Genomic DNA, 15,745 nt, shown 5'->3' with positions numbered 1-15,745 from the left:
TTGCGCCGTCTGCCGGCAGATCCTTACCTGTACCCGGCAAAGCCGACACTGGCAGCCCCTGCATCAGTCGACGCAGTGTTCGCTTTCCAAGGACGAACCCCTCTGATCTGTCATCGGTTCCGCCCCCATTGATCTCTTTCCTCTCCGGCAGCCTCTTCTGCTTTTCCACATTTCGGCCTACCACTGCACAACCCGTAGAACATCAGGATTCATCATGTCCCAAGCGACCGACCCCTCCCCTCTCGTCACCGCCGCCATGCTCGCCATCGGCGACGAGCTTCTTTCCGGTCGCACGAAGGACAAGAACATCGGCCACCTCGCTGACGTGCTGACGCTTTCCGGCATTGACTTGAAGGAAGTGCGGATCGTCGCCGATGAAGAAGAGGCCATCGTCGATGCGCTGAATGCGCTGCGGGCGCGGTACGACTACGTCTTCACGTCCGGCGGCATTGGCCCCACCCATGACGATATTACTGCCGATGCGGTGTCAGAGGCCTTCGGTCTGCCCTGCGTGCACGATCCGGAGGCGATGCGGCTGCTCGGCGAGATATATCAGCGACGCGAGATGGAATTTACCGAGGCGCGACAGCGAATGGCACGCATGCCGCAGGGCGCACGGCACATTGCCAACCCGGTGTCGACAGCGCCCGGTTTCATTGTCGAGAATGTCTACGTGATGGCGGGGGTCCCGCAGGTGTTCCAGGCCATGCTCGACAACGTTGTCGCCGAACTGCGCACAGGCACCAAGATGCTGTCGCGGGCGCTCCCCTGCCCGTTTGGCGAGGGTGACATCGGCACTCCACTTGCCGCCATACAGAAAACCCATCCTCAGACCACCATCGGCTCCTATCCGAAGTATGACGGTCAGCGCTTCTCGACCGAGATCGTCGTGCGCGCCCGCCATGCGGAGGAACTTGAGGCGGCCGCCGAAGCCGTCATGCAGATGGTGCGCGAACTGGAGGGGAAGCGCATCTCCTCGAACGTCTCGCCGGACGCCTGAGTAGCAATTTCGACGCAGAGTTGACCCGCATCAAGGAAGGCGACAGGCTGCACGACGAAATTGGTTGAAACACAGGGCACCAGCTTGAGGGAGAGACCATGACGTACAAAACCATCGTTGCCGTTCTCGATTCGCCGGCGCATGCGGCACAGATCGCCGACTTTGCGCTGGCCGTGGCGGCGAAGTACGACGCCCACGTTCTCGGCCTCCATGCCGAAACTCTTGCCGCGGTCCCGCTGATCGCCCCGATGGAAATCCCGGATCCAGCGGCAATCGAGGCGTTGCAAGCGGCCTCTCGGCGCGAGACCGCGGAGGTGGAGAAGATTTTTCGCGAACGCATTGCACGCGAAGGCCGCTCGGCCGAATGGCGCAGCTTCGTCTCTTCGGCAGGCTATGCCGGATCCTCGGTCATGGAAACGGTCCGGGCAGCCGATCTCGTCGTGGCAAGTCAGGGCGACCCAGCCAACGACAGCCGCTCGGAACTCGAGAACCTGCTCTTCGACACCGGCCGGCCCATTCTGCTCGTGCCCTATGTGATGAAGCATCCGAAAGACATTCGCCGCGTGATGATTGCCTGGAATGGGTCGCGCGAGGCCGCGCGGGCGACCTTTGATTCGCTCCCTTTCCTGAAGAGCGCCGAGAGCGTCGAGATCTTCTGCGTCGATCCGCCGGAGCGGGCGAACGAGGAACCGGATATGGCTGGCGTGGAACTTGCCGAGGCGCTTGCCCGGCATGACGTCAACGTCACGCTCACCACCCGTGAGGGCGGAAGCGTGCCGGCCGCCACGGCCATCGAGAACCGTCTTGCCGACAACAGCGTCGACCTTCTGGTGATGGGCGCCTATGGCACGTCGCGCTGGTGGGAGATGCTTTTCGGCGGCGTCACCCGCAGCTTGCTCGAATCCATGACGGCGCTGTCGCTGATGTCACGTTAGAAGCGCGCAGGAGCGGTTCCGGTGGCAAGCTTGCCCTGATTGGGATCATGTGCGTAGGATCCCGGCCTCCTCCGCAGCCTTGATGAAGGCGGCCTCTGCCTCGGCGGGATCGCCCTCGCCTTCCAGTGCCTCCATACAGCGCTTTCGCGCCACCATAAGCCATTTGCCGCTTTTGCTGGGCCAACAGGTCGACAGACATTCGTAGGCTTCTCGGCTGTTTCTGACGCAGCGGAAGTGATCTTCGCTGTCGATCATCAATTCCACGCTGCGGTCCCAGAGGTCGACAGGCATCCTCGTATCCTTGTTCTGCCGGAATCCAAGGCAGCCAGGGAGTGAAATCGCTCCCCGGCTGCGGCTCGATCTCTTCTATCGGTCCATCGTCGAACGGATCTGGTCAATCTTGCCGTCAGCGCTTCCGACACCCAGGACAGCCTTCGCTTCCGCCAGCATGTCGTCCGTTATCGGATCGGGGGTGAAGGCGCTCAAGGCATCCCGCAGTGCCTCATCACCGAGAGCTGCGTCGGTTTCCGGAGGAGACACGCCATGGTCGATCTCATACTGGGCGTAGTCCATCGTATAAGCGGAAACTGCCGCCATGCGCGGGTCGCGGCTGTTGAGATAGGCTTGATAGTTGCGGTTGAGGGAGTTCAAGCCCTTGAGCTGGGAGCGGCTGAGGGAAGGTTCGGCTGCGCTTCGCTCGGCACGTCGGTTGGCGTTCTTGTCGCTCTGGCCTCGAGGCGCTTCGCCAATCTGCGACTTTCCAGAGTTGTCGCGCTCGGAACTCCGTCCGCCGCCGTGTCCGTTGCCCCCTCCACCATTACCGCCGCCGTTTCCTCCGCCATTGCCACCGCCGTTGCCACCGCCGTTTCCTCCGCCATCACCGCCCTTGGCCCAGACGGTGTCGGTAAAACCAGGCAGGTGCCCTCCCACAGCAACCGAGGACAAGAGGATGGCAGCCATGGCTGCAGATCTTGTGAGGGATCGAATGATCATGTTCTCATCTCCTTTTAGTCTTGTCGCCCCGCGCAAAGCTTGTGAGCCGATGGTGAAATGTCGATCCCCCTCGGACCAATGCTCCGGAGACTGGGCCAAAGGTCCGACACCGCTGTTCACCCGCCCCAGAGGAGTTCAGGCGCACCTCCGGCGGCACGGCTTCCGTTGTACGTGAAGCCGATTCACCCATGCCTGTTTACAACTCGACGTCTTGCCAGGGCGCCGGACTTGCCGCTATTAGCGAGAGCCAACGCAGCTCTCGCTAACGGCTCCTCCCATGTCTCTTCCAGAAAAAGCCTTTCCCGTCTCCTGGGACCAGTTCCACCGCGACGCCCGTGCGCTTGCTTGGCGCCTCGCCGGCTCCGGCCAGGAGTTTCGCGCTATCGTCTGCATCACCCGAGGCGGCCTGGTCCCGGCGGCGATCATCTCGCGCGAACTCAACATCCGCCTGATCGAAACGGTCTGCATCGCGTCCTACCATGACTATTCAAGTCAGGGCGAAATGAACCTGCTGAAGGGGATCACGCCGGAATTATCCGTCAATGGTGGCGAGGGCGTGCTCGTTGTCGACGACCTGACCGACACCGGCAAGACCGCGTCGGAAGTCCGCGAGATGCTGCCGAAGGCCCATTTTGCCTGCGTCTATGCCAAACCGTCCGGCGTCCCGATGATCGACACCTTCATCACCGAAGTGAGCCAGGACACTTGGATCTACTTCCCTTGGGACATGGGCTTCACCTATCAGGAGCCGATCGCCAAAGGCCACAAGGGCTAGCTTCTACCGGCGGTGACAGTTTTTCGTGCTGTAGACTCCCGCCCCTGTCCTTCGGTTTTTCGCTTGTGGACCAATCTGCAACACCGGCCTGTTGAAGTGCGCAAAGACTTCGGCAGGCCTGTGCATGACGTGGGGAGGAAACCCTCCCTCACGCCAACCGGCCGCTGCAAATACCTGACTTTCCTGCTTCTTTTTTCTCTCCCCGTTTTCCACAAGGTCTCGACACAATATCTTGTGGTTAAGAATGTATGGCGATCTATGCCTTGACGAATCTTGCCAAGGGGACGAGATTGCACGTCATGTTGCAGCGGCGACTGGACCGAACGTAACGAGGCCGGTTCTTTCAAACAGGTTCAAGCAGAAAATGACCATGGCAGGCGGCCTGAGACGCTGTCCGCCAGGAGTACTGCCTGCGCCTTTTTCCGATCGCAGCAGCTCGTGTTGGCACTGGTAAAAAGACGCTGTTAACGCTATATTTAGTGTTGCAGTCGACCATCAACACAAGATACAGGTTGGACATCCCGGATGATTCACCTGGACGAGAGATTTCCCGGCTGCCCATGATGGCGAGCGGCCGGGCCGGAAATTTGCGCCCTGAGCGGGCCACAGACGAGGGACACAAGGCAATGCGCATCGAACGTCGTTTCACCCAGCCCGGCCAGGGTGCCTATGCGGACATTGAATTCCGCAAGGCGGTCAGTGAGATCCGCAATCCTGATGGCTCGATCGTGTTCCGCCTGGCGGATATCGACGTACCGGCGCAGTTTTCCCAGGTCGCAACCGATGTCCTGGCGCAGAAGTATTTCCGCAAGGCCGGTGTGCCGGCGCGGCTGAAGAAGGTCGAAGAGAACGATGTCCCTTCGTTCCTTTGGCGCTCGGTCGCTGACGAAAAGGCCCTGAAGGATCTGCCGGAAGACCAGCGCTATGGCTCCGAAACCGATGCACGTCAGGTCTTCACCCGCCTTGCCGGCACCTGGACCTACTGGGGCTGGAAAGGCGGCTACTTCTCCTCGGAAGAGGATGCCTCCGCCTTCATGGACGAGCTTGCCTATATGCTCGCCACCCAGCGGGTCGCGCCGAACTCCCCTCAGTGGTTCAACACCGGCCTGCACTGGGCCTATGGCATCGACGGTCCGGGCCAGGGCCACTTCTATGTCGACCCCTTCACCGGCAAGCTCACCAAGTCCAAGTCGGCCTATGAGCATCCACAGCCTCATGCTTGCTTCATCCAGTCCGTCGGCGACGACCTCGTCAACGAGGGCGGCATCATGGATCTGTGGGTCCGCGAAGCGCGCCTCTTCAAGTACGGCTCCGGCACCGGCTCCAACTTTTCCATGCTGCGCGGCGAAGGCGAGAAGCTTTCCGGCGGCGGCCGTTCCTCCGGCCTGATGTCCTTCCTCAAGATCGGCGACCGTGCAGCGGGCGCGATCAAGTCCGGCGGCACGACCCGTCGCGCGGCCAAGATGGTCGTCGTCGACATCGACCATCCGGATATCGAGGAATACATCAACTGGAAGGTCAAGGAAGAGCAAAAGGTCGCAGCCCTCGTCACCGGCTCCAAGATCGTCGCCAAGCACCTGAAGGCGATCATGAAGGCCTGCGTCAACTGCGAAGGCGAAGGCGACGACTGCTTCGACCCGAACAAGAACCCTGCGCTGAAGCGCGAGATTCGCGCCGCCAAGAAGGACATGGTTCCGGAAAACTATGTCGGCCGCGTGATCCAGTTCGCCAAGCAGGGTTACAAGGACCTCGAGTTCAAGACTTATGACACCGACTGGGATTCGGAAGCCTATCTCACCGTATCGGGCCAGAACTCCAACAACTCCGTCTCGCTGAAGGACGACTTCCTGCGTGCCGTCGAAAACGATGGCGAGTGGAACCTGACCGCGCGCAAGGACGGCCGCGTGATGAAGACGCTGAAGGCCCGCGACCTGTGGGAGAAGATCTCCTACGCCGCCTGGGCCTCCGCCGATCCGGGCCTGCACTTCAACACCACCATGAACGACTGGCACACCTCGCCGGCCGGTGGCCCGATCCGCGGCTCCAACCCGTGCTCGGAATACATGTTCCTCGACGACACGGCCTGCAATCTTGCCTCGCTCAACCTTCTCCAGTTCAAGGACAAGGACACGAAGCGCATCAACATTGCCGACTACGAACATGCCGTGCGCCTATGGACCGTCGTGCTCGAAGTCTCGGTCATGATGGCGCAGTTCCCGTCCAAGGAGATCGCCGAACTCTCCTACCAGTACCGCACGCTCGGCCTCGGCTATGCCAATATCGGCGGCCTGTTGATGTCGACCGGCATTCCCTACGATTCCAAGGAAGGCCGCGCGATTGCCGGCTCGCTCACCGCAATCATGACCGGCATCGCCTATGCGACCTCCGCCGAAATGGCGGGCGAGCTCGGACCCTTCCCCAACTTCGCGCCGAACCGCGAAAGCATGCTGCGCGTGATGCGCAACCATCGCCGCGCAGCTTACGGTGAAGCCACCGGCTATGAGCAGCTTTCGGTCAACCCGGTACCGCTCTTCCACGATGAGAACCCGGACCAGGATCTTTCCGCCCATGCCAAGGCTGCCTGGGACAAGGCGCTGGAACTCGGCGAAAAGCACGGCTACCGCAACGCCCAGACGACCGTGATCGCGCCGACCGGCACGATCGGCCTCGTCATGGATTGCGACACCACCGGCATCGAGCCTGACTTCGCGCTGGTGAAGTTCAAGAAGCTCGCCGGCGGCGGCTACTTCAAGATCATCAACGGTGCCGTTCCGGAAGCGCTGCGCACGCTCGGCTATACCGAGAGCCAGATTGCTGAGATCGAGGCTTATGCCGTCGGACACGGCAACATCAACCAGGCGCCCGGCGTCAACCCCGGTTCGCTGCGCGCCAAGGGCTTTACCGACGACAAGATCGAGGCGATCAACGGTGCCACCAAGGCCGCCTTCGACATCAAGTTCGTCTTCAACCAGTGGACGCTCGGCGCCGACTTCCTGAAGGACGTGCTCAAGGTTTCCGACGAGCAGCTCGCCGACATGAGCTTCAACCTCCTGGAGCATATCGGTTTCTCGAAGAAGGAGATCGAGGCCGCCAACATCCATGTCTGCGGTGCGATGACGCTCGAAGGCGCGCCCTTCCTGAAGGAAGAGCACCTGCCCGTCTTCGATTGCGCCAATCCCTGCGGCAAGATCGGCAAGCGTTATCTCTCGGTGGAAAGCCACATCCGCATGATGGCAGCGGCCCAGCCGTTCATCTCGGGCGCGATCTCCAAGACGATCAACATGCCGAACGACGCCACCGTGGAAGATTGCGGTGCAGCCTACATGCTCTCCTGGAAGCTGGCGCTGAAGGCCAATGCGCTCTACCGCGACGGCTCGAAGCTTTCCCAGCCGCTCAACGCCTCACTGATCGAGGACGAGGACGACGAGGATGCGCTCGAAGACCTGATCCAGCAGCCGGTGGCCGCCCAGGCGGTCACGGTCACGGAAAAGATCATCGAACGCGTGGTCGAGCGCGTTACCCGCGAGCGTGAAAAGCTGCCGAACCGCCGCCAGGGCTATACCCAGAAAGCCAATGTCGGCGGCCACAAGGTCTATCTGCGCACCGGCGAATTCGGCGACGGTCGCATCGGCGAGATCTTCATCGACATGCACAAGGAAGGCGCCGCCTTCCGCGCGATGATGAACAATTTTGCCATCGCCATCTCGCTTGGCCTGCAATACGGCGTACCGCTGGAAGAATATGTGGAGGCCTTCACCTTCACCAAGTTCGAGCCCGCTGGCATTGTCACCGGCAACGACGCGATCAAGAACGCTACGTCGATCCTCGACTACGTGTTCCGCGAACTCGCCGTCTCCTATCTCGGCCGTCATGATCTCGCGCATGTCGATACGTCGGACTTCTCCAACACGGCACTCGGCAAGGGCATCCAGGAAGGCAAGACCAACCTCGTGTCGACCGGCTGGACGCGCGGCTACAAGCCGACGCTGGTTTCCAGCAGCGAGCGCTCGGCTGGCGAACCAAAGGGTGCAGCCACCGCGGCTCCCGCCAAGGCTTCGGTTGGCAACGTCACCTCCTTTGCCGGCTCCGCCGCCCGCAAGCTGGAACCCACCGTTGCCGTCGCCACCTCCGAAATCGTCGCCTTCAAGCGCGATTACGAAGAGCGCGCCAAGGAACTGGCCGAGGAGATTGCCGAAGACGTGTCGGAAGAGCTTGCCACCGAACAGCAGCAGGCTTCCACCGCCCTCTTCTCCGACAAAGCCGCCGCCGACGCCGCCGCTGCCAAGACGGAGGCCAAGAAGGTCGAAGCCGAACGCCGCATGCGCTCGATCGCCCAGGGCTACACCGGCAACATGTGCTCCGAGTGCCAGAACTTCACGATGGTGCGGAACGGGACGTGTGAGAAGTGCGACACGTGTGGTGCGACGAGCGGTTGCTCGTAACTGCATGCCTAATTCGTAATAGTTGCGGCCCGGGCAGCCCCGGGCCGCAACTGCAGGGGGGAACAAAGTAGAAACGGAGCGATCAACACTGGAGCGTTTGAAATGGATTTTCGTGCATACCTTCGTGCTGAACGACTGTTCACTGAGACGCCCTATGAGCAGATTGGGCTCCTCCCAAAAGAACGTGTGACGGCGGTCCCTAGTGAAGTTGTCTTTGACAACTTCTACCGAAGTCAAAGGGAGCGGATGTACTGCCATATTTGCGGTGGCCATCGCCATCTCAACGGCATTACAGGGCTTGTCGACGGTGACAAACGGATGCTTTTTGGTAGCTCCTGCGCCAAAGAGTTTTTCGGCGCCGAAACAGCTAGGCTATGCGCAGGCGAGTTCAAGCAGCGCACCCGACGCGCACATAACCGCTACGTCATCCAAGCGATTGCCAATTCGATAGAGCCTATCGAAGGATGGCTTAAAAGCTACCGACCGTTACTTACTCATATAGAGTCGGCTTGGGTTGAAATGCATCTAAAACACGAGAAACCTGTAGCGCACCTTCTGACCCACCTCGCCCGAAACAACGGCCGTCTCGTAGAGACCTCTCACGTTGCTGTGGGCGGAAATGCAAAGCAGTTGGAACGCATTGAGCAACATTCAATTGTTACGCACGTCTCACCAAGCAGCGCTATTCCCTATCTGAAACAGATAATTCAGCGAGTTACTCTCGTAGAAGCGTTTGTCTATGCCGTACAGTCAGTGAGGACAGAGCCAACCGACCAGATGTTCGCAAATCTCGCTGCTAAGCACCAGAAGACTTTGGAGGCTGCGGAGGTTGTGGATGCTTGCATCGCGTTTACTCGCGATTTCTTTCAGCCAAGCAAACTGAGCCTATTGGCTTCCTGGATGGAGAAAGAGCGCGAGAAAACGTCTCAGCCATTTGGCCGAGGTGAAGCCCCAGAACCTGGAGTCACATCTGCGAAGGATTATGGGCTCTGGGATTGAACAGCCGAGCCAATCGCTCTCTGAAGCAATCATGTCGACTGACATCAGTGAGAAATTGCTCTCTCGAGACCGCAATAAAGAGATCAAAGAGATTGCAGTGATCTAGAACTTCTTGCCGACGTAAGCCCTCCCTCTCCCCTTGTGGGAGAGGTTACAAGATCACGATCTTAGCGCAGCTAAGTCGTAGATCTTGTTGGTGAGGGGGTCGGACGGCGAGATCAACAACAGCCCTCTCACCAAGTTCGCCTCGCCAATCGGCTTCGCCTCTTGGGGCGAACTATCCTCTCCCACAAGGGGAGAGGAGCCGGTGCGGCACCCTCGGCGCCTCCCTCTCCCCTGGTGGGAGAGGTCACAAGATCACGATCTCAGCGCAGCTAAGTCGTAGATCTTGTTGGTGAGGGGGTCGGACGGCGAGATCAACAACAGCCCCCTCACCAAGTTCGCCTCGCCAATCGGCTTCGCCTCTTGGGGCGAACTATCCTCTCCCACAAGGGGAGAGGATAAGGTCTCACAAGCCGCTATCACGCAGCTCCGCCAGTATCCGCAGGCAGACAGCGTTGATGTTCTCCTCCACCTCCTCGTTCCAGAAGCGTAGCACCCGAAACCCTTGCGACCGGAAGAAAGCGTCGCGGATCCCGTCAGATGGGCTATCCGCATGCTGCCAGCCATCCACCTCCACGATCAGCCGGTGTTCGAAACAGACGAAATCGAGGATGTAGCGCTCGAGCGGCACCTGCCGGCGAAACTTGGCGCCCTCCAGCCGCCGGTCACGCAGGGCCTCCCACAGCATGTCTTCCGCCCGCGTCGGATCCCTCCGCATGCCGCGGGCGCGGCCCCGGTTGATCGGCGGCGGCTGGTGGCGCATGGGGTACCCTCCACAACGGGAGAAAGGTAGCATGATCCCCTCACCTGAAAAATCTGGCACTTACCCCTTCGGGCTAAGACGCCGATTTCTTCTTCCTCTCCCACAAGGGGAGAGGAGCCGGTGCGGCACCCTCGACGCTCTCCCTCTCCCCTGGTGGGAGAGGTTACAAAATCGAAGGCTTAGCCGCAGGCTAAACTTCAGATTTTGTTGGTGAGGGGGACGTTCTCACGCACCCCCATCAACAACTTCAACATCTTACACGAATTTTCATCCCCCCTCATCCCCACCCCGCAAACCCGTGCCCATACTTCCCCTGTCCCGCCGCGGATACACCAGGAGGCGTCCTGGCGAGGCGGGGCCGGCGCTGGTGGTGAAGGGACGACGTGAACCTTCATCATCGGGGTCCGCGGAAAATGGTTTCCCTCCGGCGACACGGGGAGAGGCGAAGGGTTACGGACCGGCCCTTGCCTCTTGATGCCCGAACAGCGCGCCGGGCGTGCCTGTGCGGCACACAGGGGGGTCGATGAGGATGGTGTCGCCGGATCTGTAAGTCCGACGAGATGTCTGGAGGAAACTCCGGGTCCCGGAAAACCGGCGATCAAACACCGCCCCATTGGACCTAGGCAGAGAGACCGGAGTCGCGGGCAATAACCGCCGAACGGGGCGCTGAGAGGTGCCACATAAATTACTTTACGAGGCAGCTTTCAGCGCCCCGTCCTATTTAAATTTGTTCGTCCTCCTCGGGCGAACGCAGTGAGACCCGTGGATCGCCAAGGGGGACGTGTGTCTTCTCGTCATCCTCGGGCGAACCGGTGACACCCGAGGATCGTCTTGGTCATCCCACAAGGAGCACACCAACTGCGACGACACGTCGTCCGCCATCAAGAACACCCTCGCCGGTAGTCCGGAACAGATGGCGGCGCCGGCGGTTGACGGTCTCGGCGTAGCTTACGCCGGTCCAACCTCCATCGCGGTCTTCCCCTTGCGGCCCCGCTCGCTCAACTCGTTCGTCTCGATCATGCCCGACACTCCAAGCAAAGATAGGCCCACAGCATCGCGCCACCGCAGCATCTCCGGCTGGCTCCGGCGCATGGCTGGACTTCGGCCGCTGAGGCTCGCGGTCCAGACGGCGGGGGGCGCGGCACTGGCCTTCGGCATCGCCAAATCGCTGGACCTCCCCGACGTGTCCTGGGTCGTCTTCTCGGCCGTCTTCGTCGTCCAGTCCAGCATTGGCGGCACGATGCGCAGCGCCGCGCGGCGCATGGCCGGGGGTGGAGCCGGCCTCCTGCTCGGCCTCATCGCCATTTTTGCTTTTGGCAGCGGTGGCTGGCAGACCTTTGCCGGATTGGTCACCGGCGTGGCCGCCATGGCCGCACTCTCGGCCCTGCGTCCCGGGTTGAGCTATGGCCTTGTCACGGTGACAATGCTTGTGCTTGCTCCTGGTGTCGAAGTGGTCGAGGGATCGGTCCTGAAGGCCGCCGAGATCGCGCTGGGCACGCTCTGCGGTGCCGCCGCCGCTGCTGCCGTCATGCCGCGCGCGGCGCACAGGCAGGTGGATGAGCACCTGGCGAACGCGCTGCGCTCCATCGGCGAGTTCATCGGGCGGGACCGCCGCCACTTCGTCCGTGGGCCGCAGAAAGGGCCAGGCGTTTCGCGCGATGGCGTGGAATCCGAGTTGGCTCAAGCACGCGACTTGCTTCGTCAGTCGCAACCGCGGCTACGCTCTACCAGCGCCGCCGTCGATGCCAGGGAGGAATTGCGGCGCGAGATCGAGAGGTTCTGGTATGGGGTCGTCCTCCTGGATCAACTCGTCGAGCCCTTCCCCCATGCTGGGCAGCCCGGCCCGATCGCCGAACCAATCGATCGCGTGATACGCGAAAGCGCCGACCACCTGCAGCGCCTGAGCGAATGCATCAGACAGTCGCACCCCCCAAAGCCCTGGAGCCCTCCGGCGGCGGCAATGGAATCGCTCGATGAGTGCTCCCGTGAGTTGTCGGTGCAGAAACGCGCGGTGACGGAGGTTCAGCACCTTTTCGCCATTTCCTTCACGTGCAAGCAGATCGCCTTTGGGGTTGAGCGGATCGACAAAGCCGCCCGTTCTGCTCTGGGTGGCGTGGAGGAGGAAGCGGGCGGCAAGACATAAACCGTCAGCCTCACACCAGAGGAAACAGGCTGGGCAGGACAGTCCCGACCGATCTTGGGCTACAGGAACCAGAAAGCCACCAGCACGGACAAGGCTCCTGCCGTGGCGCCAAGGGTGAGGATCACCAACCTTCGCCGCCCAGGTACCGAAACGGCGTGAGGGTTGAGCTGCTTCAGGACTTTTCCTGCTGAAACCAGGCCGAGCCAGAAGATGGCAATGGCGAGCAGCACGAAAATGCTGGCGCCGATCCGGACCGGCCAGGTCGGGTCGGGTCGCTGGCGCGAAACAGAGCCTGGAACCCGAGCGCAACCGCGATCGCAGCCATGCCGGTCCTGAACCAACCGCCAAAGGTCCTCTCATTGGCAAGAACGGTCCGATCCTCCGCCCACTCCGTACGATCCTCCGCCAGTTGGCGACGATCGAACTTCCGATCCGGTTCACTCACTTTGCGCACCGTCCTTCCTCGGCTTTGAATGTTGCCATGGCCATTTGCCTTCGATCTCCACCTCCAGCGAAAGGCTGAGGAAGGTGCGTATCAGGACGATGCCGGCGAGTACGAAAACGCTGTCCAAGGTCGGCTCAATCGCCACCGTATTGATGATATCTGCGGCAACCAGAAGCTCCAGTCCCAGCAGGATGGCCCGTCCGAGCGTCGACCTGAGCTGGTGATAGGCTTCCTCGCGGGCCCGATTCTTGAAAAACGTGATCCCCGCAACAATCGCGCCGACCACAATCACCAGGACGCCGACAGCTTCGATGGCGAGCGTCGTTGCATCCAGGGCTTGGGAGAAGAACGGATCCATGTGCACTCCTTTCGCTATTCAGTGAACGAGGGAGCAGCCGATCTGTTTCGCGACCTTCGAATCGTCTCTCCGGCATCTGCTGCTGCCGAGCGCTCCGGGCTACCGAAGATCGGCAACGAAAAAAGGCGGCCGTTGCCAGCCGCCTTTCTTTTGTTGCTTACCCAGGCTTACTGAGCGCCGAGTGTGACCGGATGGTCATCAGGCAGCGCCTCGTAGCGGTCGCTCTGGAAGTTGGCCATGCCGTCGATCTGACGCTGGCTGACATCAGGCGCCAACAGCGTTTCCTGGTCGGTCACATAAAGGGCCGAAAGCGGAACCGCGGCACGGTTTTCCCCGAGACCAAGGAAACCACCCGAGGTCACGACGGCGTAAAGCCGGTTGTTGACGTTCACAACGTCCTCGATGTCGCCGAGGTTGTTACCATTGGCACCAACGATGTCGTAGTCCTTGATGTCGTTGACGGTCAGAGCAACGTCGCGGGTCGAACCGGCACCGATAGCGGTGTTGAGGTCGTCGCGCGCCTGGCCCGGCGAGATGGCCGCCGTGTTCTGCTCGTCAAGCGCCGCGCCATCTTCGCTGGTGCGAGCCTGCTGTTCCGATGCGTTGCGGTTCATTCGATCCACATCGTTGGTCGCCTGCTGACGGTTCTGGTCTTCAAAGCGAACCTCCGGCTCGCCTTCAGCACGATTAACGCGAACCTGTGCTTCCTCGGAGCTGTAGCGGACCTGTGCCCGCTGCTCGGCCTCCTGGATGTTCACCACCGGCTGGCCCGAACGCTGGACCTGCACATTTGCCTGTTCCTGATTGTCGCGATCGGTGCGAACCTGCGGCTGGCTCTCGCTGACGTCAACCCGCGGCTGACCTTGCTCGACTTCAACCTGCGGCTGTGCCTGGCTAACGTTGACCTCCGGCTCTGGCATCCGAACGGTGATCTGGGGCTGCGGAATGTCTACCGTCACGGTTGGCGCCGGCTGGTGCACGATAATTTCCGGCTGCGGCTGCTGCACGGCAACGCGCGGGTTTGCCTGGCGCACCGTCACGTCGGGTTCGGGTACTTCCACGCGAATGGAAGCCTCGTCTTCGACAACGACGTCTGCACCGCCCTGGCCACGCTGGCGGTCCATGCTTGCCATCTGCTCCTCGACGCGGCCAAGGGCCTCTTCAGCACGCTCCGCATTCTGTTGCGAAAGTGCCTGCTCGGCCTGCTGCAGGGGTTCGCGAAGTTCGGTAGCAGCAGTGTTGCGCGCGCCGTTCTCAGCCTGCCGGGCGAGCTGACGGCGGGCTTCCTGCACCGCCTGGCGTGCAGCCTGCATATCATCGTTATCGAGCGCCTGCATGGCGCGCTGAATATGTTCCTGAACCCGGGTCATTGCCGGATTGATCTGTCCTGCTTGGGACGCAGCGTTTTGCGTGTTTACGGCAGCTGGTGTCTGCTGTGCAAAGGCGCCCGCCGGGGCTAGCGCGGTACCTGCCATAAGGGCGGCGACATAAATCATCTTCATGGACGTTTACCTCTCTGTCTCGTGATTGTTCTCCATACGCAGGACTTCAAGGGACACGGTGTCCTCTCCGTACGCACACTGTCCAAAGCATTACCGCCGCAAATCGTTCCAAAAAAAACCTTATTCTTGCGAGCCTCTTCAGGAACATCTTCATCAATAACATCAATGACTTCCCGGCCCATGCCGGGTCGGCAAGTTGTCTCTGGGGTGTGTGTGACCGTGAGGCAGACGGTTAAGAACGCTCCCGCGGCCTTCAAGAGCCACGGGTGTCGCTGCACAGATGACGGCGCGGGAGGCGGAGCCTATGAGACGAAGTCCACCAACGAAATCTCTATCGACCATTGGTAGGTCGCAAGGTCGGGGTTCAGGGGCCGCGGCGGAAGAAACCCATGCGGCAGTATTCCATAACACGCCACCGCGACCTCGCCCGGCTGAAGAATCCTGTCGCTGCGCAGGAAGGCACGGTAGACAACAGAGGAATGATCCTTGTGCCGTGCAGCAAGTTCGAAAGAAACGCGTTCCACCTGTCGCTCGCTGCTGTTGTGGAATTCTACCCTGATGGGTTGCTGAGCGTCCTCGCAACCGTCGGCACCGACGGTTGCCGAAGCCGTCACCGATCCCGCTGGCTCTGAACGCCAGAACCATTGGCTGCCGGTAAAGGCCCAGACGGCCCCACCCACAGCGAGGGCCAACGCCAGAACAAGCGCCGCTGTTCGACGATCGAGCAGGAACAGCACTAGGAGAATGGTGACTACGGCAGCAATTGCCCAAGCCATCAAGCCTCCTCACACAATGAGCAAATTCGCATCAGGGGAATCTAGGCGGCAAAGCCGGAAATGCAATCACCTTGGGATTCAGGATGTGGCGAGGCGTGCGCCGGACCGGCCGTTACCTCATCCTTGTCGTTACCACAAGGGTCGCGGCCATGACGCCGATGACGATGCTCGCCCAGAAGAGCAGGGTCGGGAGGACAAGGATAAGAGGCAGCACCAGCATGACCAGCGCAAAAACGGCGTCTAGAGCCAGGTGCGCGGGAATGGAAAGAAGAGGCTTCCAGCCCAGTTCGTAGTCGGTCACCAGCGCATATAAGATAGCAAACGCACCGAGGATGAGAAAGGCATAGAAGCCGATGCCGCCGATGTCGGCCACGAAGGCGAGCAGGATCATGACCGCGCCGACGACATAGTCCGCGATGCCATGAACGAGCGTCGGTACAAAGCGCATCGCCTCAATCCTCCTCGCATAAGCTTGGCGGGAGGCGGACCTGCCGCCTCCCGCCTCCGTATGG

At 61.0% G+C, this 15,745-nt stretch carries 14 protein-coding genes; 6 read left to right on the top strand and 8 right to left on the bottom strand.

Annotated elements, in window-relative coordinates; genetic code table 11:
- The first annotated feature begins 214 nt into the window (after positions 1-214).
- Positions 215-1,000: a competence/damage-inducible protein A gene (locus LXM96_RS14865; RefSeq protein ID WP_239999330.1), complete on the top strand. Its 786-nt coding sequence runs from the start codon at positions 215-217 to the stop codon at positions 998-1,000.
- Between the two features lie 98 nt (positions 1,001-1,098).
- Complete coding sequence (locus LXM96_RS14860) at positions 1,099-1,935, top strand: universal stress protein (RefSeq protein WP_239999329.1); 837 nt, start codon at positions 1,099-1,101, stop codon at positions 1,933-1,935.
- Positions 1,936-1,980: 45 nt separating this feature from the next.
- Here LXM96_RS14860 and LXM96_RS14855 read toward each other — a convergent pair whose 3' ends face one another.
- Positions 1,981-2,226: a DUF982 domain-containing protein gene (locus LXM96_RS14855; RefSeq protein WP_239999328.1), complete on the bottom strand. Its 246-nt coding sequence runs from the start codon at positions 2,224-2,226 to the stop codon at positions 1,981-1,983.
- A gap of 75 nt (positions 2,227-2,301) precedes the next feature.
- Positions 2,302-2,928 (bottom strand): hypothetical protein, encoded by a 627-nt coding sequence (locus LXM96_RS14850; RefSeq protein WP_239999327.1) that lies wholly within the window; start codon positions 2,926-2,928, stop codon positions 2,302-2,304.
- A gap of 277 nt (positions 2,929-3,205) precedes the next feature.
- On the opposite strand from LXM96_RS14850, the gene gpt reads away from it, so the two are divergent.
- The 3 genes from gpt to LXM96_RS14835 all read left to right on the top strand — a co-directional run bounded on the left by gpt (position 3,206) and on the right by LXM96_RS14835 (position 9,144).
- Complete coding sequence (gene gpt, locus LXM96_RS14845; RefSeq protein WP_239999326.1) at positions 3,206-3,703, top strand: xanthine phosphoribosyltransferase; 498 nt, start codon at positions 3,206-3,208, stop codon at positions 3,701-3,703.
- 626 nt (positions 3,704-4,329) lie between these two features.
- Positions 4,330-8,145: a vitamin B12-dependent ribonucleotide reductase gene (locus LXM96_RS14840; RefSeq protein ID WP_239999325.1), complete on the top strand. Its 3,816-nt coding sequence runs from the start codon at positions 4,330-4,332 to the stop codon at positions 8,143-8,145.
- Between the two features lie 102 nt (positions 8,146-8,247).
- Positions 8,248-9,144, top strand: coding sequence for a hypothetical protein (locus tag LXM96_RS14835; protein ID WP_239999324.1), 897 nt, complete (start codon positions 8,248-8,250; stop codon positions 9,142-9,144).
- 508 nt (positions 9,145-9,652) lie between these two features.
- On the opposite strand, the gene LXM96_RS14830 is transcribed toward LXM96_RS14835, so the two are convergent.
- A complete protein-coding gene (locus LXM96_RS14830; RefSeq protein WP_239999323.1) occupies positions 9,653-10,009 on the bottom strand; it encodes an endonuclease domain-containing protein in 357 nt (118 codons plus the stop codon).
- A 781-nt stretch (positions 10,010-10,790) separates the two neighbouring features.
- Here LXM96_RS14830 and LXM96_RS14825 point away from each other — a divergent pair.
- On the top strand, positions 10,791-12,152 hold the full coding sequence (locus LXM96_RS14825; RefSeq protein ID WP_239999322.1) for an FUSC family protein: 1,362 nt from the start codon (positions 10,791-10,793) through the stop codon (positions 12,150-12,152).
- Between the two features lie 172 nt (positions 12,153-12,324).
- On the opposite strand, the gene LXM96_RS21850 is transcribed toward LXM96_RS14825, so the two are convergent.
- The 5 genes from LXM96_RS21850 to LXM96_RS14800 all read right to left on the bottom strand — a co-directional run bounded on the left by LXM96_RS21850 (position 12,325) and on the right by LXM96_RS14800 (position 15,681).
- Positions 12,325-12,477: a hypothetical protein gene (locus tag LXM96_RS21850; protein ID WP_394801969.1), complete on the bottom strand. Its 153-nt coding sequence runs from the start codon at positions 12,475-12,477 to the stop codon at positions 12,325-12,327.
- Positions 12,478-12,589: 112 nt separating this feature from the next.
- On the bottom strand, positions 12,590-12,955 hold the full coding sequence (locus tag LXM96_RS14815) for a DUF1622 domain-containing protein (protein ID WP_239999320.1): 366 nt from the start codon (positions 12,953-12,955) through the stop codon (positions 12,590-12,592).
- A gap of 167 nt (positions 12,956-13,122) precedes the next feature.
- Entirely contained in the window at positions 13,123-14,457 is a 1,335-nt protein-coding gene (locus LXM96_RS14810) for a PRC-barrel domain-containing protein (protein WP_239999319.1), read from the bottom strand.
- Positions 14,458-14,759: 302 nt separating this feature from the next.
- The gene (locus LXM96_RS14805; protein WP_239999318.1) at positions 14,760-15,233 is read right to left on the bottom strand and encodes a hypothetical protein; all 474 of its coding nucleotides are present in this window, start codon (positions 15,231-15,233) and stop codon (positions 14,760-14,762) included.
- A gap of 112 nt (positions 15,234-15,345) precedes the next feature.
- Positions 15,346-15,681 carry a hypothetical protein gene (locus tag LXM96_RS14800; RefSeq protein WP_239999317.1) on the bottom strand — a complete coding sequence of 112 codons (336 nt, stop codon included), beginning with the start codon at positions 15,679-15,681 and terminating at the stop codon, positions 15,346-15,348.
- Between the last annotated feature and the right edge of the window lie 64 nt (positions 15,682-15,745).

Origin of the sequence: Rhizobium halophilum, assembly GCF_021648825.1 — a bacterium.
In the GTDB taxonomy this organism is placed as follows: Bacteria; Pseudomonadota; Alphaproteobacteria; order Rhizobiales; family Rhizobiaceae; genus Neorhizobium; species Neorhizobium halophilum.
The sequence above is the reverse complement of the archived record's forward strand: the minus strand, read 5'-3'. Positions and strand labels throughout refer to the sequence as shown.